The organism is Streptomyces sp. Ncost-T10-10d, assembly GCF_900091955.1.
GTDB lineage: Bacteria > Actinomycetota > Actinomycetes > Streptomycetales > Streptomycetaceae > Streptomyces.
In genome coordinates this window covers 155,565-176,868 of sequence record NZ_FMDF01000073.1, presented here as the reverse complement: position 1 = coordinate 176,868, position 21,304 = coordinate 155,565, and the positions used below count along the sequence as shown (strand labels likewise).

The following is a 21,304-nucleotide window of genomic DNA, read 5'->3' as shown; positions in this document are numbered from 1 at the left end:
CGGTGCGAGCGTCAGACGAGAGCCTTCACGGCAGCCGTCGCGAAGCCGTGGTCCTGGTCGGGAGCGCCTCCGCCGACGCCGATGGCGCCGATGAGCCGGCCGTCGCGGTGGACCGGGACACCACCGGCGATGAAGAGCAGCGGCCGGTCGAGGGCGGTCGGCAGGGTGTGGAAGAGCCCGCCCGGCTGGACCGCGTCGACGAGGTCGGCGGTGGGAGCGTTGAGCTGAAGGGCCGTGTATGCCTTGCGGGTGCTGGTCTCACCCGCGATGAGAACGGCCCGGTCGTCCCGCCGGAAGGCCAGCAGATGGCCGCCCGCGTCGAGGATCGTGACGGCAACGGCTACACCGGCGGCTTCGGCGGCGCCGCGGGCCGCTTCGATGAGCGCTTCGGCGTCCGGGGTGGTCAGCGGGGCGACGGCGCCAGTGGTGGTGCTCATGGGGGGTGTCTCCTTGGTGCGATGTGGTGCTGCGTGTGAGGGGAGTGGCGTGAGGGGGGTCAGCGCTGGGGCGCCGGGGTCGTCGCGAGCGGTTCAGGGGTGTGCTGGGCGACGAGTCGGCCCCGGGAGACCGTGCCGCGGCGTTCCAGAACGCTGGAGACGACCGCGAGGACCAGGGCGGAGGCTGCCAGAGCGGCGCCGACCCAGTTGGGGGCGGTGTAGCCGAGGCCGGCGGCGATGACGAGGCCACCGAGCCAGGCCGACAGCGCGTTGCCGAGGTTGAAGGCACCGATGTTGACGGCGGAGGCGAGGGTCGGAGCACCGGCTGCCTGGTCGAGCACCCGCTTCTGCAGCGGCGGCACTGTGGCGAAGCCCAGGCCCCCGATCAGAACGATGGTGACAGCCGCTGCGATCTTGTTGTGGGCGGTCAGGGTGAACAGCGCCAGAACCACGGCGAGGGCTCCGAGCGACACATACAGCATCGGCATCAGATGGCGGTCGGCGAACTTGCCGCCGAGCAGATTTCCACCCACCATGCCCAGCCCGAAGAGGACCAGGAGCCAGGTGACGGAGGACGCGGAGTATCCGGCGATCTCGGTCATCATCGGGGTGATGTAGGTGATCGCGGCGAAGACTCCGCCGAAGCCGAGCACGGTCATCGCCATGGCGAGCAGGACCTGCACGTTGCGGAACGCTGCCAGCTCGTGGCGGAGCCGTACGCCCTCGGGGCGGGGCTGTTCGGGGATGAGCCTGGCCACACCGAGAAGGCCGATGACACCGAGCGCGGCGACGACGAAGAATGTCGTCCGCCAGCCGACGCTCTGTCCGATGTAGGTGCCCAGCGGCACACCGACGACATTGGCGACGGTGAGGCCCGTGAACATCATGGCGATCGCGCCGGCCTTTTTCTGCGGGGCAACCAGATCGGCCGCCACGACCGATCCGATGCCGAAGAAGGCACCGTGGGCGAGCGAGGCGATCACGCGGCCGACGACCATCACGCCGAAGACCGGGGCGACGGCGGAGACCACGTTGCCCACGACGAACAGCCCCATCAGCAGCATGAGCATGCGCTTACGGGTGACGTGGGTGCCGAGGACCGTCATCAGCGGTGCGCCCAGGACGACACCGAGGGCGTATCCCGTGACGAGGAATCCTGCGGTAGGGATCGAGACCTGGAAGTCCGCAGCAACCTCGGGGAGCAACCCCATGATCACGAACTCGGTGGTTCCGATACCGAAAGCCCCGATGGCGAGGGCGAGGAGCGCGAGCGGCATGGGCTTCACCTTCCCTGACGATTGCATCTGCACCTTACGAGCGTCCACAATAATTGCAGACGCCGATTAATTGCAAACGCGGGCTATTGCGAGCGTCGCCTATCCTGGACGCAAGCAGCTCCTAGACGGAGGAGAGACCCATGACAGCTACAGACCCCGCACTGACCGCTCTCTCCCAGGGCTGGTGCGCCCTCTCCTTGCTTCACGGGAATATCGAGGCCCGTATCGAGCGGGCGCTGCAGGCCGGGCACGGTCTCAGCGTGCGGGAGTACTCCCTGCTCGACGTCTTGAGCAGGCAGCACAACGGTGCCGGCGGCCATCTTCAGATGAAGCAGGTCGCGGACGCCGTCGTGCTCAGCCAGAGCGCCACCACCCGCCTGGTCACCCGCCTCGAGGACCGCGGACTGCTGACCCGGTATCTCTGCGACACCGATCGCCGCGGCATCTACACCGATGTCACCGAGGCCGGGCTCAGCCTGCTCGCCGAAGCCCGGCCGACCAATGACACCGCGCTGCGCGCCGCACTCGACGAAGCCGCCAAAAATCCTGAGCTGGCCCCACTCGTCAGGGCGGTCGAAGAGCTGAAGGCCCCCGCACAGGTCGCGTGAGCTGCCGCGCAGCCGCTGAGAGTTCGCCGAGCAGGCCGTGTGATCCCCGCATCGTCCACGTGATCTGCGTACTCTGCCGATTATGAGCGATCTGGAAATACGTCCCGCGGCCCTCGCCGACGTCCCCGCAATCGTGGCCATGCTCGCCGATGATCCGCTGGGTGCACAGCGTGAGTCGCCGGACGACCTCACCCCTTACCGCGCCGCATTCCGGCAGCTGGCCGACGACCCGAACCAGCACGTGATCGTCGCCGTGCGCGAGGGCCGCGTCGTCGGAACCCTGCAGCTGACGGTGATCCCTGGACTGTCCCGGCGCGGCTCCACCCGTTCGGTCATCGAAGGCGTCCGCATCCACGCCGACGAGCGCGGCAGCGGCCTCGGCACCCAGCTGATCGAGTGGGCCGTGGACGAATCCCGGCGCCGGGACTGCCAGTTGGTCCAGTTGACGTCCGATGCGACCCGGACCGATGCTCATCGTTTCTACGAGCGGCTGGGTTTCAGCGCCAGCCACGTGGGCTTCAAGCTCGCGCTCTGATCGTAGTCCGGAGTCCGAGAGGTTGCCCGTGCACCGCATCAGTGACGAACAGCGCAGGATCAGGCTCGGGCGGCGACATCTCCTGGCCCCGTCCGTACGGACCGCGTCGCCGGTGTCGGTGGCCGATGCGGTCGTCGCTCTGCACGCCACCGACGCCGCCACCGTCTTTCTTTCCGCGTGCGCCCGGATGTCCGAGGCAAGCGTCGTCGCAGTGGAGCGGGCTCTCTACGAAGACGTCTCTCTGGTCCGGCAACTCTCCATGCGCAACACCCTCTTCGTCGTATCGCAGGAACTCGCCCCGCACGTAGACGCGTCCAATGCCCGTGCCGTGGCCGCCAAGGAACGCCGCACCTTCCTCAAGCATTTGGCGGACGACGGCAATGGACTGGACGAGCGTTGGCTCGCCGACACCGAACGGAAGACCCTTGCAGCCCTGGCGGCCCGCGGTCCCGTCACCGGCAGCGAGCTCTCCGCCGCCGTGGCTGACCTGCGTACCAAAATCACAGTCTTTCCCGGCAAAAAGTACGAGGGAGTGCAGGGCGTCGCCTCCCGCGTCATCCGGATCCTGGCAGCCGAAGGCCGCATCCGCCGGGACCGTCCACGCGGTTCCTGGACCTCCAGCCAGTTCCGCTGGACCACGTCCGAGCCATTGCCGTTCGAGGAACCCGCACGGGCACAGGCGGAGCTGGCCCGGCGCTGGCTCTGCTCCTACGGCCCGGCGACCGAGGCCGATCTCAAGTGGTGGACGGGCTGGGCGCTGGGCCCGGTCCGCAAGGCACTGGAAGCCGTCGGAGCCGAGGGGGTTCGGCTCGACGACGGCACCGTGGGATGGGTCCTGCCGGAGGACCTGGAGCCGGAACCGGCCCTGGAAACCTGGGTCGCGCTGCTTCCGGCACTCGACCCCAGCGCGATGGGCTGGGCCGATCGCAGCTTCCACCTCCCTGACGGGCATCGGAAGGCGCTCTTCGACCGGTCCGGCAATATCGGCCCGACAGTGTGGTGGAACGGCGAGATCGTGGGCGGCTGGGCACAGCGGGCGGATGGTGAGCCGGTCTGGCGGCTGCTGTCCGACGTCAGCAGGGATGCCACCGCCTTGGTCGAGGCAGAAGCATCCCGGCTGTCGCAATGGATGGGCCAAGCACGGATCACTCCACGCTTCCGTACCCCACTGGAACGGGAGTTGACGGCCTGAGCCGGCCCGCCCCCTCCCGTTTCACGTGAAACGTGGTGCTCAGGCTCCGAGGCCCCGCCATCCGCCCTCGTCCACACCGCCGGGAACGGCCGCTGTGGCGTCGTACGGCTCCCGTGTGAAGACGAACGAACCCAGATCGAGATGGTTCACACTGCCGTCGCCGTTCCGGACGAAACGCAACGTCTCCCCCGCGTAATAGCCGTTGAGACCGACCCAGGTGCCGTCGGGCTGTGCGGTGAATCGGGCGCCGCGGCCATTGCCACGCAGGGGCTGAAGGTCCAGCCCCCCGTCCGAGGTCAATCGCAGGATGTGCGTGCTTGTGCCCCAGTACCAGGGACCGGTCAACGCGAGCAGCTCCGTGTCCGCCTCGGGCAGCGGGCGCCAGGGCTCCGGAATACGAGGCTCGGCCTCGGCGACGATCTTTACGAGGTCGGCGGCGACACCGCCGACAATCAGTCCCGACGTGGTGTTGGTGAGAACGACGGCCGCCACATCGTCCTCGACGTCGACCCACAGGGCGGCCAGGAAGCCGGGCAGCGAGCCTGTGTGCCCGAAGAGCGTGCGGCCGTCCCTCCGTACGAGCTGGAGACCCAGGCCGTAATGGGAGTCCCAGTCGCCGGACTCGGTCGGAGCGGACGGTTCGCGCATCTGCTTCACGGAGGCGGCACAGAGCACCCGGTCATCCCCCTCTGCGAGAAGGGCCGCGAAGCGGAGGAGGTCGCCGGTGGTGGACCAGAGCTGGCCGGCCGGGGCCATCAGTCCGAGATCCTCGGTCGGCTCGGGCAGCATGACATCCGCCCAGGGATGCACGGCCCAGCCGCCTGCGTGCGGCGCCTGCGGCTGGGGGCTCGTGCGGTGCATGCCCAGCGGTTCCAGGATCTCGCGCCGAAGCACCTCGGCCCAGCTCGCCCCACGCACCTTCTCGACCAGCGCGCCCAGCAGTGTGTAGCCAGGGTTCGAGTAGTGGTGTCGGCGACCCGGAGTGTGCATCCGCGTCTGCTCACCCAGTACATCGGCAAGCTCGGGCCGCAGCGTTCCCGGCGTCCTCTCCCACCAGGGTGCGGGCGCCTCGGCACCCAGTCCCGCGCTGTGGCCCAGGAGTTGGTGGACAGTGACTCCACCGACGCCCGTCCCGGGCAGATGCTTCTCCAGCGGGTCGTCCAGATCCAGAAGTCCCTCGTCGCGCAGCCGCAGAACCAGCACTGCCGTGAACGTTTTGGTGATTGAGCCGATCCTGAACTGGGTGTCCGCGTCGGGAGCATGGCCGTCCACGCAGCTGCGGGAGCCACTCCAGGCGATCTGTCCCTGTCTCTGTACTGCGGCGACGAGCGAAGGTGCCCGGCCTTCCGACTGTGCGGTGGCGATGCGGTGCAGCAGGGCCCGCTGCGTACCGGGGAGCAACTGTTCAGATGCGGAGGTCATGCTCAACAACTACCCGCCGAACCCGAGCTGTGGCGAGCGCATTTCACGGCACCGGGACCGCATCCCGCCATCGCCACCAACGACCGGTCAGCGCGTCCGGCTATAGGCTCTGACCAGGGCGCCGTTGTCGAAGACACGAACCGAGTCCAGCGCGAACACGGTGGGCGCGAAATCCGATCCGAACATCGGCATGCCCGATCCATAGACCAGCGGATACGTCTTGATCACCAGCTCGTCGATCTCCTCGATCAGCTCTCCGGCGAGCTGGGAGCCACCACAGAGCCAGATCCCGAGCTTGCTGTTCTCCGCCTTGAGTTTCCGGACCCTTGCGACCACGTCGTCGGAGACGAGCTCGACATTCGGGTCGGGTGACTCCTTGAGGGTCCGCGAAGCGACGATCTCTCGCAGCTGGGCGTACGGACTGGTGATGTTGACATCCAGCGCCAGTTGATAGCTGGCCCGCCCCTGGATCACAGTGTCGAACTGCTGGTTCTCGACTCCGTGAAAGCCGAGCAGCTTGCGGCCCTCGGCCGAAATCGTCTCCGGGTACTGCGTTTTCAGGAACTCAAGGAACTCCTCGTTCACGAACTGATACATGGACGACGCGTCACCGCTCGGGTCTCCGATGAAACCGTCGATGGAGCAGGCGATGAAGTAGGTCAGCTTGCGCACAGGATCCCCGTTCCGTTGCGGCGTATCCGAGCCGCAACCACTTCACCTAGAGTGCTTCATCTGTAGTGGTTAAGCAATCCTTTTCCGTGGAAGAGCCGAAGAAGAAGATCAAGGAAGGCATACGCATGGCCAGGAACCCCGAGCGCAGAACAGCGCTCGTCGATGCCGCCATCGAAGTACTGGCGGACGAGGGCGCGCGAGGGCTCACGTTCCGCGCGGTCGATGCACGCGCCGGCGTCCCGGTGGGCACGTCGTCCAACTACTTCGCCAACCGTGACGACCTGTTCATGCAGGCGGCCGCCCGTATCACCGTCCGGATGACACCGGACCCGGCCAAGGTCGAGGAGGCCATGCGCCCGACGCCCTCGCGTGAGCTGGTCGCCGACCTGATGCGATGGCTGGTGCAGCGCATGGAGGACGACCGCACCGGCTACCTCGCCATGCTGGAACTCCGCCTGGAGGCCACTCGCCGACCGGCGCTCCGCAACCGGCTGACGCGGCCCGTCCGTGCCAACCTCGACGAGAGCGCCCGGTTCCACCGGGAGGCGGGGCTGCCGGGCGATGCGGACGCCTTCCTGGTGCTCTACCTGGCCATGACGGGCCTGCTGCTGGAACACTTCACGCTGCCCGGCGTTCTCATCGGCCCCGAGAACGGTCTCCGGGCCGAAGCCACCTTGAACCGGCTGGTGGGGACGGTGGTCACGCACGTCATTCCGTCGTCCTGAACCCGTCCCGCACCGGTCGTCCGAGACCGGGAAACTCCACAGTTCGGCCCGCGGTTCCTCAGCCTGCCTCACGTGATGCCATGGCGGGTTCGACATCCTTGACGGCATCGGCCGTGAGAGCACGACACGGTGCGCGAGACCCCGCAGGACCGCTGCAGGCCCGCTGCGGGAGAGGTGGTGCAGGTCCGCCAAGCGGTGGTCTTGCCGGCGCCGTTCGGGCCGAGCAGGGAGGAGATCGTTGCTTCGGGCGCGGCCAGGTCGACGCAGTCGAGCACGACCTTGTCGCCGTAGGACTTGCGCAGCCCGTTCGCCGCGATGGCCAGGTTGGTCATGATGGGTGCTCCTCAGAGGCTTCGGGCGGTGATGTCGCCGTAGGCGGTGGTCGCGTGGATGTTCAGGCCGGCGGCGCCTTCGGTGTTCTTGAGCGCGTTGTGAATCCGGCCGTAGGTGGTGCCGGCGTCCAGGGAGGCGGAGACTCCGTGGGCGGCGCCGACGGAGATCTCGCCGGACTCCGTGCGCAGTTCGACCGTGCCGCGCACGGCCTCGGCGACGTGGATGTCGCCCTTTTTGGTGCTGATCTCCGCGGGGCCGCCCAAACGGCCGACCGAGACGTCGCCGGCGAGGAGGTTGAGGCGGGCGCTCGCGGTCTCGTCGACCTTGACCGAGCCCTGTGCACACTCGAAGGCGACGTCGCCGAGCCGTCCGACGCCCCGGAACTCGGCGCTGGCCGCCTTCGCCTCGATGCGGGAGCCGGCGGGCAGCTGGATGGTCACTTCGATGGATCCGGAAGCGCCGAGGATCCGGTTCTTCGCCGGTGAGGCCGTGATCCGCAGGACGCCGTCGCTGTATTCGACCTCGGTCTGCTCCGCCGCCTTCATGTCGCGGCCGTTCGAGGTGTCCGCGGGCAGGACCTCGACCGCGGTGTCGGCCCGGTCGGCGGCGATGAACCGGATGCGTCCCGCGGGGATGTCGAGGACGGCGGAGACCGGGGTGGGGGTGTCGAACTTCTGCATCATGCACTCCTTGAGTCGTTGTTTCTGACAATAGAAACGCTACGTTGCATTCAAAGATCCAGCAACACAGTCGTTGCGCATACTTACAATAAACACAGGTGAAGGCCGATATATCGTTGCAATGACCCCAAGTTTAACGCAACAACCTCCATCCGGTTCGTTGCAATGGATTGGATGTGAATGCTATGCTGGAGAGACCAGGGCCACGAAAGACCGCGAAGGAGACCGCGATGCCGGGAGGCAGGCTCACCCAGCAGGAACGCCAGCAGATCGCGCTGGGGCTGGCCGACGGCCTCGCCTACGCGGAGATCGCCCGACGTCTCGACCGCCCCACCTCGACGATCACGCGTGAGGTGATGCGCAACGGCGGCCCCACCGCCTACCGCGCCGACTTGGCCCACCGCGCCACCGAACGCCGCGCCCACCGGCGCAAGCACACCCCGCCCCGAGGGCAGGGGGCGCCGGCACAGAGCCACGGGCGCGACGACGAGGCCCTGCGCGAGTACGAAGAGGCGTTCACCACCCTCCTGATGCAACAGGGCCTGCCCAAGATGACGGCTCGGGTGCTGACCTGCCTCTTTATCGCCGACGCGGGCAGCCTCACCGCGTCCGAACTCGTCCAGCACCTCCAGGTCAGCCCGGCGTCCGTCTCCAAGGCGATCGCGTTCCTCGAAGATCAGGGCCTCATCCGCCGGGAACGCGACGAACGCCGCCGCGAGCGCTACTTCGTCGACAACGACGTCTGGTACCAGTCGACGATCGCCAGCGCCCGCGGCGTCGCCCAGGTCGCCGAGACCGCACGGCAGGGCGTCGGCGTCCTCGGCCGCGGCACCCCGGCCGCCGCCCGCCTGGAGAACATCGCCCGCTTCAGCGACTTCATCAGCGAGAGCATCCTCCGCGCCGCGGAGCAGGTCCGAGAGGTCCTCTACACGAAACCCGAAGCGAGCTCAGGCGGCAGTGCTACGCCGGGTTCGGATCGCGGATAGACAGCTGTCCTGAGGTCACAGCCAGTGGTGCCCCCGCCCGATCTTTCAACCTGAGCCGACCCCGTCGCGCGCCCGCCAGGCGGCCTCGTTCATGCGAACGTCGGTGAGGCCGGCACGTCATTCGTCGCAGCTCTGTGGCTGATCGGATGGCGGCACCCGCCGGGGTACGAGGATGGGGCACAGCCACGGCCGACCCCGGGTCGAGCCGGGCGTCCATGTCCAGACGGAAGGTGCCGCAGGGGTTCACGTCCGACCGGAAGAGCGCGGTCAGCCCCCGCCGCTCCGCGTCCGTCAGCCGCGATCCCACGTCGGCTCCGACAGGACCTGCTGCAGCGGCAGCGTGTGACGTGCACGAGGCCGTGCCGTAGCCGATGGCGGCGATCCGGTCGGGGTCGGTCCGCGTTTCGGCACGCAGCACATCGAGTGCCGCATGGCCGATACCCCGCATCCGGTCGGGGCCGGCGAGCAGCGGGGTCACGCGCGCCAGCATCTCCTGTGGGTCGGTGAACCAGCGCCCGCCGTGGACGTCGAAGGCCAGCGCAACGTAACCCAGTTCGGCGAGGGCGTCGGCCCGGCGACGCTGGAATTCGTTCAGGCCCGGCCCGTCGGGCCCGATCACTGCAATCCGTATAGGACCTCGCGTCTTGTGGCATACGCCGATTGCCCAACCAGCAGGTTTCCCCGCTGTCTCATGGCGATGGCACACGGTCCGGTCTCACGAGATGTGGCGCGTCCTCAGGGGCAGCCCCTGACCAGTGGGTTTTCGGGTGGTCTCACACCGTGGCCGGATGCTCTTGTCTCAGGACGGGTGGTTCTTTCTCGCGTCCCGTCAGAAGTCATGACGGCCGGGCTGTGATCCTCCGACGGGCCGTGTCCCAGAGCTCTTCGATGACCGTGTGCAGGAAAGGCTGAGCCACGACGGACCGCACGCCGGCATCGAAATCGGCGAAGAGCAGCCTCGCCGATCCCAGGCGCGACTCGTAGATCACATGGTCGCGCACCGTCGCGGACCAGTAGATGCCGGAGTAGTGCTTCTGGCCCTTGTACCAGCGGAAAGTCCGCCATGGAGCAGCCGACTCCACAAGGGTGAAAGCTCCGACCAGCGAGTCTCACAACGGCGACACAAGTGCCACCGTTGTGCCATCGCGGCTGAGTTCGTGCCGCGAAATCTGAGGCCCTGCAACAACGCTGTAGGTTCTCACTTTCGGTGTCATGCGCGGACGCTATGACCTGGATGTTCCTCTCCAGTCTCACGACGTGTCGGCAGGCGGCTGTCTCAGATCGATGTCATTTCCTCAGACTGCCCAGCCGGCTGCGCCGGACCTCATGAACCTGCATCGGCGGCCGTCCGTTCCATCCACTCCCGCACCTTCACTGCTTGCTCGATGCGGTTGACGATGTCCTTCTTGGACTCCGTGTCCAAGGTCTCCGGGATCTTGTCGAAGGTGTCGGGAAGGACGTCGAGGAGACCCCAGATCTGTTCGCCGGTACTGACGGTCAGCAGTTGCTGGCATCTCCACTGCAGCGGCACCTCGGGACGGTGCGTGAGCCGCTGCACGAGCGTCGGGAACAGGTAGTGCGTCGCCTCTGCGGCCAGGTGCTCTCGGAGCCAGTCGACCGGGAGCCGCTGGCTGAAGCCATGCATAGCGGCCTCCTGGGCCAGGTCCAGGAGCTGAGCGGTGTCGACGGCTCGGACGGTGCGGGGAAGGGGCGGGGCCATGCCCCGATGATGCCAAGAAGCCTCCGCGGGGCCGAGCGGTCAGCCGGGCCGGGATGCAATCTGGCAACGGGCAGGACCCCAGACTTCCTCGAACTCCTCGAAGGTGAGTTGTTCGGGCTCGTGGCCTTCCCACTCCGAGACGGGCAGCTCGGCTGTGATCCCGAACCTGCTGTCGTACTCATCGAGGCGGCCTGCATCGCGGGCCCCCTGCCACTCGGCGAGGGAGGCAGCTGCGATCGGGATCAGCTCAGGCCCTTCGAGTTCGACTTGCCGGATCAGGGGTGCCGTTAACGAGCGGCGAACAAGGTGACAAGTAACCCGCCAGTAGTTTTGGATCGGCCCCGGGGGCAGGGCGGTTTCAAAGTCTTGTCGATTGTCCTGTGACATCGGATCTTGAGCGTGTGCAACCGAACCTTGACCGGGCGCGAGTCTGGGGTCCGAGTAGGAACGGACCAAGAATCCGGTGTTGCTGTCAGAAGTTTTGACAGGCCGTGATCGACCGAAGCCCTTCGATCCGAAGGCGCCTGTGACCAGCTGAACAGCGAAGGCCTTCGACATCTCCCAAGTCGGAAGCCCCTTGGTTTTGAAGCCCGGATAGCTTGCTACGGGGTCTCGGTCCCGAGGGCGTTGACGCGGTTCGCGTACTCGCGGCGGGCCTTGCGCTGGGCCGGGATCGCCGAGGGGGCGTCGAGCGGCTGGCAGCGGTCGAGGAGTTGGCGGTGGACCGAGGGCACCGCGGGGACGCGAAGTGTGTAGCCCTGGCCGCGCCGTACGGTCACGCCCTGGTCGAGCGCGTCCTGCTCGGCGGGCTCCAGTTCGGCCGCGCGCAGGAAGTCGGCGACCTTGCCCGGCATGTCGAGGGCGACCGCGATCTCCGGTGCTGGGGTGTCCTGGCGATCGTCGGTGTGCTCGGGCATGAGGTCGGCGACGGCTGTACGGATGGCGCCGCGGCTGACGTGGTGGTCGCGGGCCAGACCGGCGATGGACTGGCCGCCCAGGTATCCGGCGCGCACGGCGGCGGCCTTCGCGGCCGTGACAGCCGGGCGTCGTCCGCCCTTGTTGCCCTTGGCCTCGGCGGCCCGCAGCCCGTCGTAGGTCAGTTCCCGCTGGAGGTCGCGCTGGAGTTCGCCGGCGGCGGCGAGGGTCTGCACCATGAACTTCACGGTGGACAGCAGCTCCCCGGTGCGCGGGTGGCGTGCGGTGAGGTCCATCGCGGAGAACGCGCCGTCGTGGATGCGCAGCGCCACCTGGTCGCGGTGGAGGACGTCGAGCACGTCGAGGATGTGCCCGGTGCCGCGCACGAGGCGGAACATCTCGGAGATGTGCACGGTGTCGCCCGGCCGCGCGTACGTGTGTAGCTCGCTGAACTTCGGCCGCTGGAGCGGGTGGAGGCGGCTGGAGGTGCCCGGGGCCTCCTCGAAGACGACCGGGCCCTCGATTCCGGCCTCGTCCAGGACGAGGTTCTGACGGTCGGTCGACTGCTGGTCGGTCGAGACCCGCTTGTAGACCAGGTTCGCCACCGAGGGGCCCCTTCCGTACGGAGGATCGGACCCTATCTGTCGTCAAACCCTGTCAGCAATCACCATCGGATCTGATTGGATTCGAGCCGCCGTGAACCCCAAGATTGCGCGGGTTCATTGGACGTGTCGGGCGCCTGTCGTCATTCGAACGTTTGCCGACACTCAGGCGGTGGTTCCGGCGACCACGTCGACGGCGTGGCGGCGGTGGGCTGCGAAGAGGTTGAGGGCGGTGTCGGTGTCGCGGGCGCGCAGTGCGGTGACGAGTCCGTGGTGCTCGCGCGGGATGCAGTCGAGGTAGCCGGCGGTGCTGCGACTGATCCGGGTCAGCAGGAACAGGTGGACCTGGCAGCGTATGCCGTCCCAGGCGTCGGCGAGGCGCTGGTGTCCTGCGGCGGCGAACACCGCGTCGTGGAAGGCGATGTCCAGGCGCACCATCTCGTGCGCATCGCCGGCCCGCTCCATCATGTCGGCCGTCTTCGCGATGGACGCGAGGTCCTCGTCCGAGGCGTGGGCGATCACCTGCCGTACGGCGAGGTCCTCCAGCGCGCCGCGCAGGCTGTCGAGCTCAGCCACGTCCTCGGCGGACAGCGTCGTCACCGTCGTGCCCCGGTGCCACGCACAGTGCACCAGGCCCTCGCGCTCCAGCAGCCGCAGCGCCTCGCGCACCGGACCACGGCTGACGTCCATCTCGCCGGACAGCTCCACCTCGCGCAGCTGCTCGCCCGGGGCGTAGGCCCCGTTGAAGATGGCGTCGCGGATGCGGTCCGCGACCTCGTCGGCCAGACCCCGGCGGCGAGCCGGGGCCACCTTGCCCTGATCACTCATGCCCGAATTGCACCTCCTCCACCAATGGCCTAATGTTAACATTCAGACGTTGTCGTGATGTCAACATTAGGACAAGTCCAGCAGGACCGCCCACGGGCCGCTCCGCTCCCCGGCAGGAAGGCAGTGCCTTGACCGTTCTCGACTCCCCGATCCCCCGCTTCCACCTGGCCGTGCCGGTCGACGACCTGGCTGCCGCGCGCCGCTTCTACGGCGACGTCCTGGGCCTGGAGCAGGGCCGCAGTGCGGACACGTGGGTGGAGTGGAATCTGCACGGCCATCAGTTCGTCACGCACCTCGCGCCGGAGCGCGCGCAGCGCCTACACAATCCGGTCGACGGCCACGACGTACCCGTGCCGCACTTCGGTCTGGTTCTGACGGTCGAGGCCTTCCAGGAGTTTGCCGAGCGGCTGCGGGCGGCGGGCACCGAGTTCGTCATCGAGCCGTATGTGCGTTTCGCGGGCCAGAAGGGTGAGCAGTGGACGATGTTCCTCCTCGACCCGGCCGGCAACGCGCTGGAGTTCAAGGCGTTCGCCGACGACTCGCAGGTGTTCGCCGCCTGACCGGCTGTCGGCACCACCCACCCCCACACGCGAAAGACGGGACGAGCTCATGAAGGTGTTCCAGATCGGCGCTGCCGGAGGAGTCGGCCGCCGCCTCACTCAAATCCTCACCCAACGCGGTGACGTCGTGACTGGCATGCACCGCGGGCCCGCTTATGGCGAGACCGTGCGGGCGGCCGGCGGGACTCCGGTGATCGGTGATCTCATCGCCGACTCGGTCGATGACCTGGCCGGCAGGATGCGCGGCCATGACGCCGTGGTCTTCTCGGCCGGCGCACACGGCACCGGTCAGGACAAGACGACCCTCATCGACGGCCGTGGCCTTCAAAAGGCCGCCGACGCGGCCGCGCTGGCCGGGGCGGCGCGGTTCGTCCTCGTCTCGGTGTTCCCTGACGCGCTGCGCGACGGGGAACGTAGTGAGGGCTTCGAGCACTACATCAAGGTCAAGAAGACCGCCGACGTCTATCTGACCCGTACCGGCCTGGACTGGCTGATCGTCCGTCCCGGAACCCTTCTGGACACCCCCGGCACCGGCCGGGTCACCGCCGGTCCCGCCGTCGAGTACGGCGACGTGCACCGCGACGACGTCGCCGCGTTCCTTGACGCCGCCCTGCACGCCCCGGCCCTCAACCGCGTGATCGTCGAGCTCACCTCCGGTGACACCCCCGTCGCGGACGCCGTCACCCGCCTCACGGCCGCCTGAGCTCACACCCGCACCTCAACCACAGCACCATCAGCAAGGAGAAGCACCATGACCGCCATCGATTCCTACAGCCACGACGTCTCCGGTGAGAAGGACTTCGGTTTCGCCCAGGCCATCAAGGTCGGCGACACGATCTACGTCTCCGGGCAGCTCTCGCACGACGAGCAGGGCAACTTCCTCTACCCGGGCGACTTCGACGCCCAGCTGAAGCAGTCCTACGCCAACTTCGAGAAGGTGCTCGCCCACTACGGCGCCACCCGCAACCAGGTCGTCTCCGAGACCCAGTTCATCGTGGACCTGCCGAAGCACAACATGGCGATGGCTGCGGCGAACCTGGCCTACTTCGGCGACCACCGCCCCACCAGCTCCACCATCGGCGTCGCGTCGCTGTTCTTCCCAGGCCAGCTCATCGAGGTCAACTTCGTCCTCGACACCCGCCTGCCGGCCTGATCATGAAGGTCGTGATCGCCGGAGGGCACGGCAAGATCGCCCTCATCCTGGAGAAGCTCCTTACCGAGCGCGGCCACTCGGTGGCAGGGCTCGTACGGAACCCGGCCTACGCCGATGACCTTGCCGAGGCCGGCGCCGAGACCATCGTGCTCGACCTGGAAAAGGCCACGGTGAGCGAGCTCACCGAGCATCTGGCCGGCGCGGACGCTGTCGTCTTCGCCGCCGGCGCCGGGGCGGGCAGCGGATCGGCCCGAAAGGAGACCGTCGACCGCGACGCGGCGGTCCTCCTCGCGGACGCCGCCGAGGCTGCCGGAGTCGGCCGCTACCTGCTCGTCTCCGCCATGGGCGACCACCTGCGGGCCGACCCGGCGGACTTCGAGCAGGAGTTCGGCATCTACATGCGGGCCAAGGCCGCAGCCGAGGACGCCATCCGCGCCCGGAGCAATCCCCGGGCGACGATCGTCCGCCCCGGCCTGTTGAACAACAATCCGGGGACCGGACGGGTCGACCTCGGTGACCGCACCGGCACCGGCCCGATTCCCCGCGCCGACGTCGCCGCCGTCCTGCTCGCCCTCCTCGAAGACCCCCGGCTGGACGGCCGGACCGTCGAGGTCATCGGCGGCCCCACCCCGATCGTGGACGCCCTGGACACGCTCGCCGGCGCCTGAACGCGTTCCGGACACCAGGAAGGGCCAGGTCAGCCACCGAAGGCGGAGGCCAGGCCCGACCGGGACAACCCAGCACACCACCATGAAAGAAGACTCAGCCGTGAGTGCCCTGTTCACCCCCCTCAAGCTGCGATCCCTCCAGATACCCAACCGGGTCTGGATGTCCCCGATGTGCATGTACTCCGCTGCCCCCACCGGGCCGGAGACCGGTGTGCCGACAGACTTCCACCTCGCCCACCTGGCCTCCCGCGCGGCCGGCGGCGCGGGCCTGGTGATGGCCGAGGCCACCGGTGTCCGCCCGGACGGGCGGATCAGCCAGTGGGACCTGGGCCTGTGGAACGACCACCAGCAGGAGGCGTTCGCGCGGATCACCCGGGCCATCAAGGCCCACGGCTCTGTCCCGGCCATCCAGCTCGCGCACGCCGGCCGCAAGGCGTCCGTCGACAAGCCCTGGCTGTCCGACCGGGCCCTGCCCGATAGCGAGGGCGGCTGGCAGGCCGTCGCCCCGAGCCCGATCGCGTACAACGGCCTGACCGTCCCCCACGAGCTGACCGTCGCCGAGATCCAGCAGCTCGTCCGCGACTTCGCCGACTCCGCCCAGCGCGCCCTGGCCGCCGGCTTCGAGGTCGCCGAGGTCCACGGCGCCCACGGCTACCTGATCAACTCCTTTCTCTCTCCGGTCTCCAACCACCGCACCGACGCCTACGGCGGCAGCTTCGCCAACCGCATCCGCTTCGCCCTCGAAGTCGTCGACGCCGTCCGCGCCGTGTGGCCCGCCGACCTGCCGGTCTTCTTCCGCACCTCCGCGACCGACTGGCTCACCGAGAACCCCGAGGACACGCGCGAGGGGTGGACCTCCGAGGACACCGTCCGCCTCGCCAAGGAGCTCCAGGCCCACGGCGTGGACCTGCTCGACGTGTCCACCGGCGGCATGGTCCGCGACGCGAAGATCGTCGCCGGTCCGAACTACCAGGTCCCCTTCGCCGCCCAGGCCCGCGACCAGGCCGGCATCCCTACCGCCGCCGTCGGCATCATCACCGAGCCGCAGCAGGCCGAGGACGTCATCGCCTCCGGCCAGGCCGACGCCGTCTTCCTCGGCCGCGAACTCCTGCGCAACCCGTACTGGGCACAGCACGCCGCCCTCGCGCTGGGCGCCGAGCCGAACTGGCCGGACCAGTACGCCTACGTCGTCAAGCGCCGCAAGCGCTGACGCCTGCCGCTTTCATCACCACCGGCCGCACTGTCCTTACCAGGGAAGACGTGCCGGACACCTCACACGGAGATCCCCATGAACCACCTTGAAGGCAAGGTCGTCGTCATCACCGGCGCCTCCTCCGGCATCGGCGCCGTCAGCGCCAAGGCACTCGCCGCCCGCGGCGCCACAATCGTCGCCGCAGCCCGCGGCCAGGAAGCCCTCGACCAGCTGGTCGCCGACATCGAGAAGGCCGGCGGCACCTCCGTCGCCAGGCTCACCGACGTCGCCGACGCGCAGGACGTCCAGGCGTTGGCCGACTTTGCGGTCGAGCGGTTCGGGCGGATCGACATCCTGGTCAACAACGCGGGCCTGATGCTGTTCTCCTTCTGGAAGGACGGGGCGATAGACGACTGGAACCGGATGATCGACGTGAACATCCGCGGGTACCTCAACGGCGTCCACGCCGTTCTTCCGGTGATGCTGCGCCAGAAGTCCGGTCACATCCTGAACATGGACTCGGTGGCCGGTCACCAGGTCGGCGACGGCGCCGGGGTCTACAGCTCCACCAAGTTCTTCGTCCAGGCCATGACCGAGTCCATGCGCAGGGAGCTCAGCGTCCGCGAAGGCATCAAGGCGTCCACGATCAGCCCCGGCGTCATCGACACCGGCTGGGCCGACAAGGTCACCGACCCGATCGGACGCCAGGCCGCCCAGGAACTCAACAAGGTCGCGATCACCCCCGAGAGCGTGGCCGACGCCGTCGTCTACGCCCTCGACCAGCCCGCCGACGTCAACGTCAACGACCTGATCATCTCCCCGGCCCGCCAGAACTGGTGACACGGTAACTCCCCACTCCCGCACGACAAGCAGAGAAGACGGCGGGCGGCCACTCACACGGTCGCCCGCCACCCCGAAACGAGAGGACCACCGGCCATGGCACAGGCGTACTGGAGCTCGGCCTTCACCAGCTCCGCAGAGGACACATGGGCCGTCGTACGACGGTTCAACGGGCTGCCCGACTGGCACCCGGCCATCCAGGACAGTGCTCTCGTCGAAGGCGAGAGCGAGTTCACGTCCGGCGCGATCCGCCTCCTGACCGGCACGGACGGCAACACCTACCGGGAACGCCTCGTGGCCCTGGACGACGCCCGACGGACCCTGACCTACGAGATCGTCGACGCACCGCTGCCAGTCAGCGGCTACCGCTCGACCCTCCAGGTCCAGACCGTCGCCGACACCGGCGGCTCATTTCTTACCTGGCAGTCCACCTTCGACGCGGCCGACGGCACCACCTCCGAAGAGGCCAGCGCGGTCCTCGAAGGCGCCTACGCCCAGGCCATCGTCGGCCTCCACAAGACCCTCGGCTGACCCGCACCGACTAGCGCAGCGTTCCTTGATGCGCTCGCCTGGACCCGACGTGGGCGGAAGCCGGTACTTCTAGCAGGTCCGCCTGCCCGGCCGGACTATTTCGCGGATATCCGCGTGCGCTGTACAGCGGCGCCTCTACCGTCCAGCCCGAATGCTGATCACGGGGGCGTGCGGAAGGGGCTGTCGAGTGGGGCGGGATCTGGGTCTGGACGGGGTGGTGGACCACTTCACCCTGTCCGGTGACGAGGCGGGCTGGTTACGGAACAAGACCGGGGCCACGAGGCTGGGCTTCGCCGTTCAGCTCAAGTTTTTGACCTGGCGCGGCCGGTTTCCCAAGATGCGCCTGGAACTGCCGCCCGACGCGGTCGAGCACGTCGCCAAGCAGGTGGGCGTCGCCGCGTCCGAGCTGGGGTTCTACGACTTCACCTCCCGCGCCGCGAAGCGGCACCGCAGCGAACTACGGGATCTGACCGGGTGGCACGAGTGCAGCCTGACCGGCCAGGTCAAGCTCATCTCGCAGCTGGTGGACGTGATCTGGCACGACGAACGCCGCGAGGAACAGGTACGCGCCGAGCTGCTGCGGCAGATGCGCATGGACCTGATCGAGCCGCCGATCGCGGCCCAGGTCGACGCGATCATCCGGTCCGCGCTGCACCAGGCCGACGAGCGGGCCGTCGCCGAGGTCGCGATGCGCCTCGCCCGGAAAGAGGACTGTCCCCGCCGCCTGGACGCGCTGGTCTTCACCGACCCGACCGCCGACAGTGCACAGGACGACGACACCGAGACCGTGGACGGCGACGGTGCGGAGGACGAGGACGATGTGGAGTCGGTGCTCTCCGACATCAAGGCTCATCCGGGCAACGTCAGCCTCAACTCGCTGCTGGACGAGATATCCAAGCTCAAGCAGGTCCGCGCCGTCGGCGTCCCGGTCGGCGTGTTCGCCGGCATCGGCGTACAGGTCATCAACGCCTGGCGGGCCAGAGCATCGGCCGCCTCCCCGAGCCACCTGCGGCGCTTCGACGCCCCCGTGCGCCGCGTCCTGCTCGCAGCCCTGCTGTTCCAGCGTCAGCGGGAGACCACCGACACCCTGGTGGAGCTGCTGAACTCCACCGTGCACCGCATCAACGCGCGGGCGGAGAAGAAGGTGACCGAGGCGTTCGTCGCCGAGTTCACCAAGGTCCGCGGCAAGTCCGGGCTCCTCGGGAAGATCGCGGCAGCCTCGCTTGCCGCCCCGGACGGCTCGGTCCGCTCCGTGGTGTACCCGGCGGCCGGCGGGGAGAAGACCCTCAAGGATTTGGTCGCCGAGATGAAGGCGACCAACGCGGAGTTCGCCCGCAACAAGCGGGAGGTGTTCAAGTCCTCCTACAGCAACCACTACCGCAGCGGGCTGATGAAGCTCCTCGGCGTGCTCGACTTCCGCTCCTCCAACGACCAGCACAAGCCCGTCATGGACGCGCTGAAGCTCATCGAGCGGCACAAGGACTCCTCCACCACCTACCTGCCGCTCGGCGAGACCATCCCGCTCGAGGGCGTCGTACGCAAGGACTGGATGGAGTTCGCGCTCTTCACCCCCGACAAGGGGCCCAAGCGCGTCATGCGCACCGTGTACGAGGCATGTGTCTTCCAGGCCCTGCGCGACCGGCTGCGCTGCAAGGAGATCTGGGTGGTCGGAGCCGACAAGTGGCGCGACCCCGACGACGACCTGCCCGACGACTTCGAGGTCCGCCGCGCCGAGTACTACGAGAAGCTGAACAAGCCGCGCGACGCGAAGCTGTTCACCGCCCAACTCCAGGCCGAGATGCGCGCCGAGCTCAGCGCGCTGGACACCAAGCTCCCGAAACTCCCGTGGGTGACGATCAGCGGCAAACACCGCAACGGCGCGATCAAGTTCACCGAGCCCGAGCCGCAGAAGGAACCCAAGAACCTGCGCAAGCTCAAGAAGGCGATCCGCAAGAAGTGGGGCACCGTCGCCCTCATCGACATCCTCAAAGAGGCCGCCCTGCGCACCGGGATGCTCAAGGCCCTCGCACCCGTGGGCACCCGCGAGGCGATCGACGAGGCCAAGCTCCTGGAACGCCTGCTCCTGATCGCCTACGCGTACGGCACGAACTCGGGGATCAGCTCGGTCGCGGCCGGCGAGCACGGGCACAGCGAGGAAGAGCTTCGCTACACCGCCCGCCGCTATCTGACCGCCGTCGGGCTCAAGGCGGCCGGTGTCGAGATCGCCAACGCCACCTTCGCGGCCCGCTCCGAGGCCGTGTGGGGGCAGGGCACCACCACGGTGGCCTCGGACTCCACGCACTTCAAAGCCTGGGACCGCAACATCTTCACCGAGTGGCACTCCCGGTATGGGGGCCGCGGCGTGCTCGTGTACTGGCACATCGAAAAAGGGTCGATGGCGATCCACAGCCAGCTTCTGAACTGCACCGCCTCCGAGGTCGCCGCCGCGATCGAGGGCATGATGCGGCACGCCACCACCATGCAGGCCGAGGGCAACTACGTGGACTCGCATGGCCAGTCGGAAATCGGGTTTGGGCTGACCAGGCTCCTGGGCTACGACCTGCTGCCCCGCATCAAACAGATCAACAAGGTCAAGTTGTACCGGCCTGGCCGGGAGGACGAAGACACCTACAAGCGGCTGTCCGACGCGATGACCCGCCCGATCCGCTGGGACGTCATCGAGAACAACTACGACCAGCTCATCAAGTACGCCACCGCGATCCGGGTCGGCACCGCCTCCACCGAGGCCATTTTGCGGCGCTTCACCCGCACCGCCTCCCACCCCGTCTACCAGGCCATGCTCGAAGTCGGGCGCGGGCAGAAGACCATCTTCGTGGCCCGCTACCTGCGCGACCGCGACCTCCAGCGCGAGATCCAGGAGGGCCTCAACGTCGTCGAGGGCTGGAACGGCGCCAACGACATCATCTTCTTCGGCAAGAGCGGCGAACTCTCCTCCAACCGCCGTGACCAGCAAGAACTATCCGTCCTCACGCTCCATCTCCTGCAAACAGCGCTCGTCTTCGTCAACACTTTGATGATCCAGGAGATGCTCGCCGACCCGGAGTGGGCGAACCTCCTGACCGACGAGGACAAGCGGGCCCTGACCCCGCTCATCTGGATGCACATCCAGCCCTACGGCGAGGTGCGGCTCAACATGGGCAGCCGCCTCCAACTCGCCCAGCCCGTACCCCAGGAACCGGACCCCGAGCCGGTCGCCGCGTAGCCCGGCACCCCCAGAGCCTGAGAGGACCCCGGCCACGGCCGGAGTCCTCTTCTGCGTAGAGCGCCTTCGATCCAAAAATTACTGACGGGTTACTTGTCACCTTGTTCGCCGCTCGTTAACGGCACCCCGATCACCCAGCCGTCGGCGTCTACCTCGAAGTAGAACCAGGTGTCTTCCTCGTCCCAGTAGCAGCGCATCCATGTGG

At 68.0% G+C, this 21,304-nt stretch carries 24 protein-coding genes and 1 pseudogene; 13 read left to right on the top strand and 12 right to left on the bottom strand.

Features of this window, described 5'->3' with window-relative positions; translation table 11 throughout:
• Positions 1 to 11 precede the first annotated feature (11 nt).
• A complete protein-coding gene (locus GA0115254_RS11065) occupies positions 12 to 437 on the bottom strand; it encodes a GlcG/HbpS family heme-binding protein (protein WP_093895095.1) in 426 nt (141 codons plus the stop codon).
• Positions 438 to 496: 59 nt separating this feature from the next.
• The gene (locus tag GA0115254_RS11060; RefSeq protein ID WP_093895094.1) at positions 497 to 1,714 is read right to left on the bottom strand and encodes an MFS transporter; all 1,218 of its coding nucleotides are present in this window, start codon (positions 1,712 to 1,714) and stop codon (positions 497 to 499) included.
• Between the two features lie 140 nt (positions 1,715 to 1,854).
• On the opposite strand from GA0115254_RS11060, the gene GA0115254_RS11055 reads away from it, so the two are divergent.
• The 3 genes from GA0115254_RS11055 to GA0115254_RS11045 all read left to right on the top strand — a co-directional run bounded on the left by GA0115254_RS11055 (position 1,855) and on the right by GA0115254_RS11045 (position 4,049).
• Complete coding sequence (locus tag GA0115254_RS11055; protein WP_093895093.1) at positions 1,855 to 2,322, top strand: MarR family winged helix-turn-helix transcriptional regulator; 468 nt, start codon at positions 1,855 to 1,857, stop codon at positions 2,320 to 2,322.
• A gap of 82 nt (positions 2,323 to 2,404) precedes the next feature.
• Positions 2,405 to 2,857, top strand: a complete 453-nt coding sequence (locus GA0115254_RS11050; protein ID WP_093895092.1) for a GNAT family N-acetyltransferase — start codon at positions 2,405 to 2,407, stop codon at positions 2,855 to 2,857.
• A 28-nt stretch (positions 2,858 to 2,885) separates the two neighbouring features.
• Positions 2,886 to 4,049, top strand: coding sequence for a winged helix DNA-binding domain-containing protein (locus GA0115254_RS11045; RefSeq protein WP_093895091.1), 1,164 nt, complete (start codon positions 2,886 to 2,888; stop codon positions 4,047 to 4,049).
• 39 nt (positions 4,050 to 4,088) lie between these two features.
• On the opposite strand, the gene GA0115254_RS11040 is transcribed toward GA0115254_RS11045, so the two are convergent.
• Both GA0115254_RS11040 and GA0115254_RS11035 read right to left on the bottom strand, forming a co-directional pair.
• A complete protein-coding gene (locus GA0115254_RS11040) occupies positions 4,089 to 5,471 on the bottom strand; it encodes a serine hydrolase domain-containing protein (protein ID WP_093895090.1) in 1,383 nt (460 codons plus the stop codon).
• Between the two features lie 87 nt (positions 5,472 to 5,558).
• Positions 5,559 to 6,143: a dihydrofolate reductase family protein gene (locus GA0115254_RS11035; protein WP_093895089.1), complete on the bottom strand. Its 585-nt coding sequence runs from the start codon at positions 6,141 to 6,143 to the stop codon at positions 5,559 to 5,561.
• A gap of 125 nt (positions 6,144 to 6,268) precedes the next feature.
• Here GA0115254_RS11035 and GA0115254_RS11030 point away from each other — a divergent pair, with 125 nt between their 5' ends.
• Complete coding sequence (locus GA0115254_RS11030) at positions 6,269 to 6,868, top strand: TetR/AcrR family transcriptional regulator (RefSeq protein WP_093895168.1); 600 nt, start codon at positions 6,269 to 6,271, stop codon at positions 6,866 to 6,868.
• 173 nt (positions 6,869 to 7,041) lie between these two features.
• Here the strand turns inward: GA0115254_RS11030 and GA0115254_RS43030 are convergent.
• Together GA0115254_RS43030 and GA0115254_RS11020 are read right to left on the bottom strand one after the other, a co-directional pair.
• Positions 7,042 to 7,200, bottom strand: a pseudogene (locus GA0115254_RS43030) (ABC transporter); the annotation flags it as partial.
• A 12-nt stretch (positions 7,201 to 7,212) separates the two neighbouring features.
• Positions 7,213 to 7,881, bottom strand: coding sequence for a DUF4097 family beta strand repeat-containing protein (locus GA0115254_RS11020; RefSeq protein ID WP_093895087.1), 669 nt, complete (start codon positions 7,879 to 7,881; stop codon positions 7,213 to 7,215).
• Positions 7,882 to 8,111: 230 nt separating this feature from the next.
• Between GA0115254_RS11020 and GA0115254_RS11015 the strand changes: the two genes are divergently transcribed.
• The gene (locus GA0115254_RS11015; RefSeq protein ID WP_093895086.1) at positions 8,112 to 8,867 is read left to right on the top strand and encodes a GbsR/MarR family transcriptional regulator; all 756 of its coding nucleotides are present in this window, start codon (positions 8,112 to 8,114) and stop codon (positions 8,865 to 8,867) included.
• On the opposite strand, the gene GA0115254_RS45860 is transcribed toward GA0115254_RS11015, so the two are convergent.
• The 6 genes from GA0115254_RS45860 to GA0115254_RS10985 form a co-directional block, all read right to left on the bottom strand.
• Entirely contained in the window at positions 8,842 to 9,486 is a 645-nt protein-coding gene (locus tag GA0115254_RS45860; protein WP_256102496.1) for a dienelactone hydrolase family protein, read from the bottom strand. The two genes, GA0115254_RS11015 and GA0115254_RS45860, sit on opposite strands and share 26 nt — an antisense overlap.
• 217 nt (positions 9,487 to 9,703) lie before the next feature.
• On the bottom strand, positions 9,704 to 9,949 hold the full coding sequence (locus tag GA0115254_RS11005; RefSeq protein WP_256102495.1) for a hypothetical protein: 246 nt from the start codon (positions 9,947 to 9,949) through the stop codon (positions 9,704 to 9,706).
• Between the two features lie 242 nt (positions 9,950 to 10,191).
• The gene (locus tag GA0115254_RS11000) at positions 10,192 to 10,587 is read right to left on the bottom strand and encodes a hypothetical protein (RefSeq protein ID WP_093895085.1); all 396 of its coding nucleotides are present in this window, start codon (positions 10,585 to 10,587) and stop codon (positions 10,192 to 10,194) included.
• A 39-nt stretch (positions 10,588 to 10,626) separates the two neighbouring features.
• Entirely contained in the window at positions 10,627 to 10,974 is a 348-nt protein-coding gene (locus tag GA0115254_RS10995; RefSeq protein ID WP_256102494.1) for a hypothetical protein, read from the bottom strand.
• A gap of 215 nt (positions 10,975 to 11,189) precedes the next feature.
• On the bottom strand, positions 11,190 to 12,107 hold the full coding sequence (locus GA0115254_RS10990; RefSeq protein ID WP_093895084.1) for a recombinase family protein: 918 nt from the start codon (positions 12,105 to 12,107) through the stop codon (positions 11,190 to 11,192).
• 162 nt (positions 12,108 to 12,269) lie between these two features.
• Positions 12,270 to 12,932 (bottom strand): GntR family transcriptional regulator, encoded by a 663-nt coding sequence (locus GA0115254_RS10985; protein ID WP_093895083.1) that lies wholly within the window; start codon positions 12,930 to 12,932, stop codon positions 12,270 to 12,272.
• Positions 12,933 to 13,060: 128 nt separating this feature from the next.
• On the opposite strand from GA0115254_RS10985, the gene GA0115254_RS10980 reads away from it, so the two are divergent.
• From GA0115254_RS10980 to GA0115254_RS10945, 8 genes are all read left to right on the top strand, one after another.
• The gene (locus GA0115254_RS10980) at positions 13,061 to 13,492 is read left to right on the top strand and encodes a VOC family protein (RefSeq protein WP_093895082.1); all 432 of its coding nucleotides are present in this window, start codon (positions 13,061 to 13,063) and stop codon (positions 13,490 to 13,492) included.
• 49 nt (positions 13,493 to 13,541) lie between these two features.
• Positions 13,542 to 14,195 carry an NAD(P)H-binding protein gene (locus tag GA0115254_RS10975; protein ID WP_093895081.1) on the top strand — a complete coding sequence of 218 codons (654 nt, stop codon included), beginning with the start codon at positions 13,542 to 13,544 and terminating at the stop codon, positions 14,193 to 14,195.
• Positions 14,196 to 14,243: 48 nt separating this feature from the next.
• Complete coding sequence (locus GA0115254_RS10970) at positions 14,244 to 14,645, top strand: RidA family protein (RefSeq protein WP_093895080.1); 402 nt, start codon at positions 14,244 to 14,246, stop codon at positions 14,643 to 14,645.
• A gap of 2 nt (positions 14,646 to 14,647) precedes the next feature.
• The gene (locus GA0115254_RS10965; RefSeq protein ID WP_093895079.1) at positions 14,648 to 15,313 is read left to right on the top strand and encodes an NAD(P)H-binding protein; all 666 of its coding nucleotides are present in this window, start codon (positions 14,648 to 14,650) and stop codon (positions 15,311 to 15,313) included.
• A 100-nt stretch (positions 15,314 to 15,413) separates the two neighbouring features.
• A complete protein-coding gene (locus GA0115254_RS10960; RefSeq protein WP_093895078.1) occupies positions 15,414 to 16,523 on the top strand; it encodes an NADH:flavin oxidoreductase/NADH oxidase in 1,110 nt (369 codons plus the stop codon).
• 78 nt (positions 16,524 to 16,601) lie between these two features.
• On the top strand, positions 16,602 to 17,345 hold the full coding sequence (locus GA0115254_RS10955; RefSeq protein WP_093895077.1) for an SDR family oxidoreductase: 744 nt from the start codon (positions 16,602 to 16,604) through the stop codon (positions 17,343 to 17,345).
• 96 nt (positions 17,346 to 17,441) lie between these two features.
• A complete protein-coding gene (locus tag GA0115254_RS10950; RefSeq protein WP_093895076.1) occupies positions 17,442 to 17,876 on the top strand; it encodes an SRPBCC family protein in 435 nt (144 codons plus the stop codon).
• Between the two features lie 187 nt (positions 17,877 to 18,063).
• Positions 18,064 to 21,099, top strand: coding sequence for a Tn3 family transposase (locus tag GA0115254_RS10945; protein ID WP_093895075.1), 3,036 nt, complete (start codon positions 18,064 to 18,066; stop codon positions 21,097 to 21,099).
• Positions 21,100 to 21,304 lie beyond the last annotated feature (205 nt).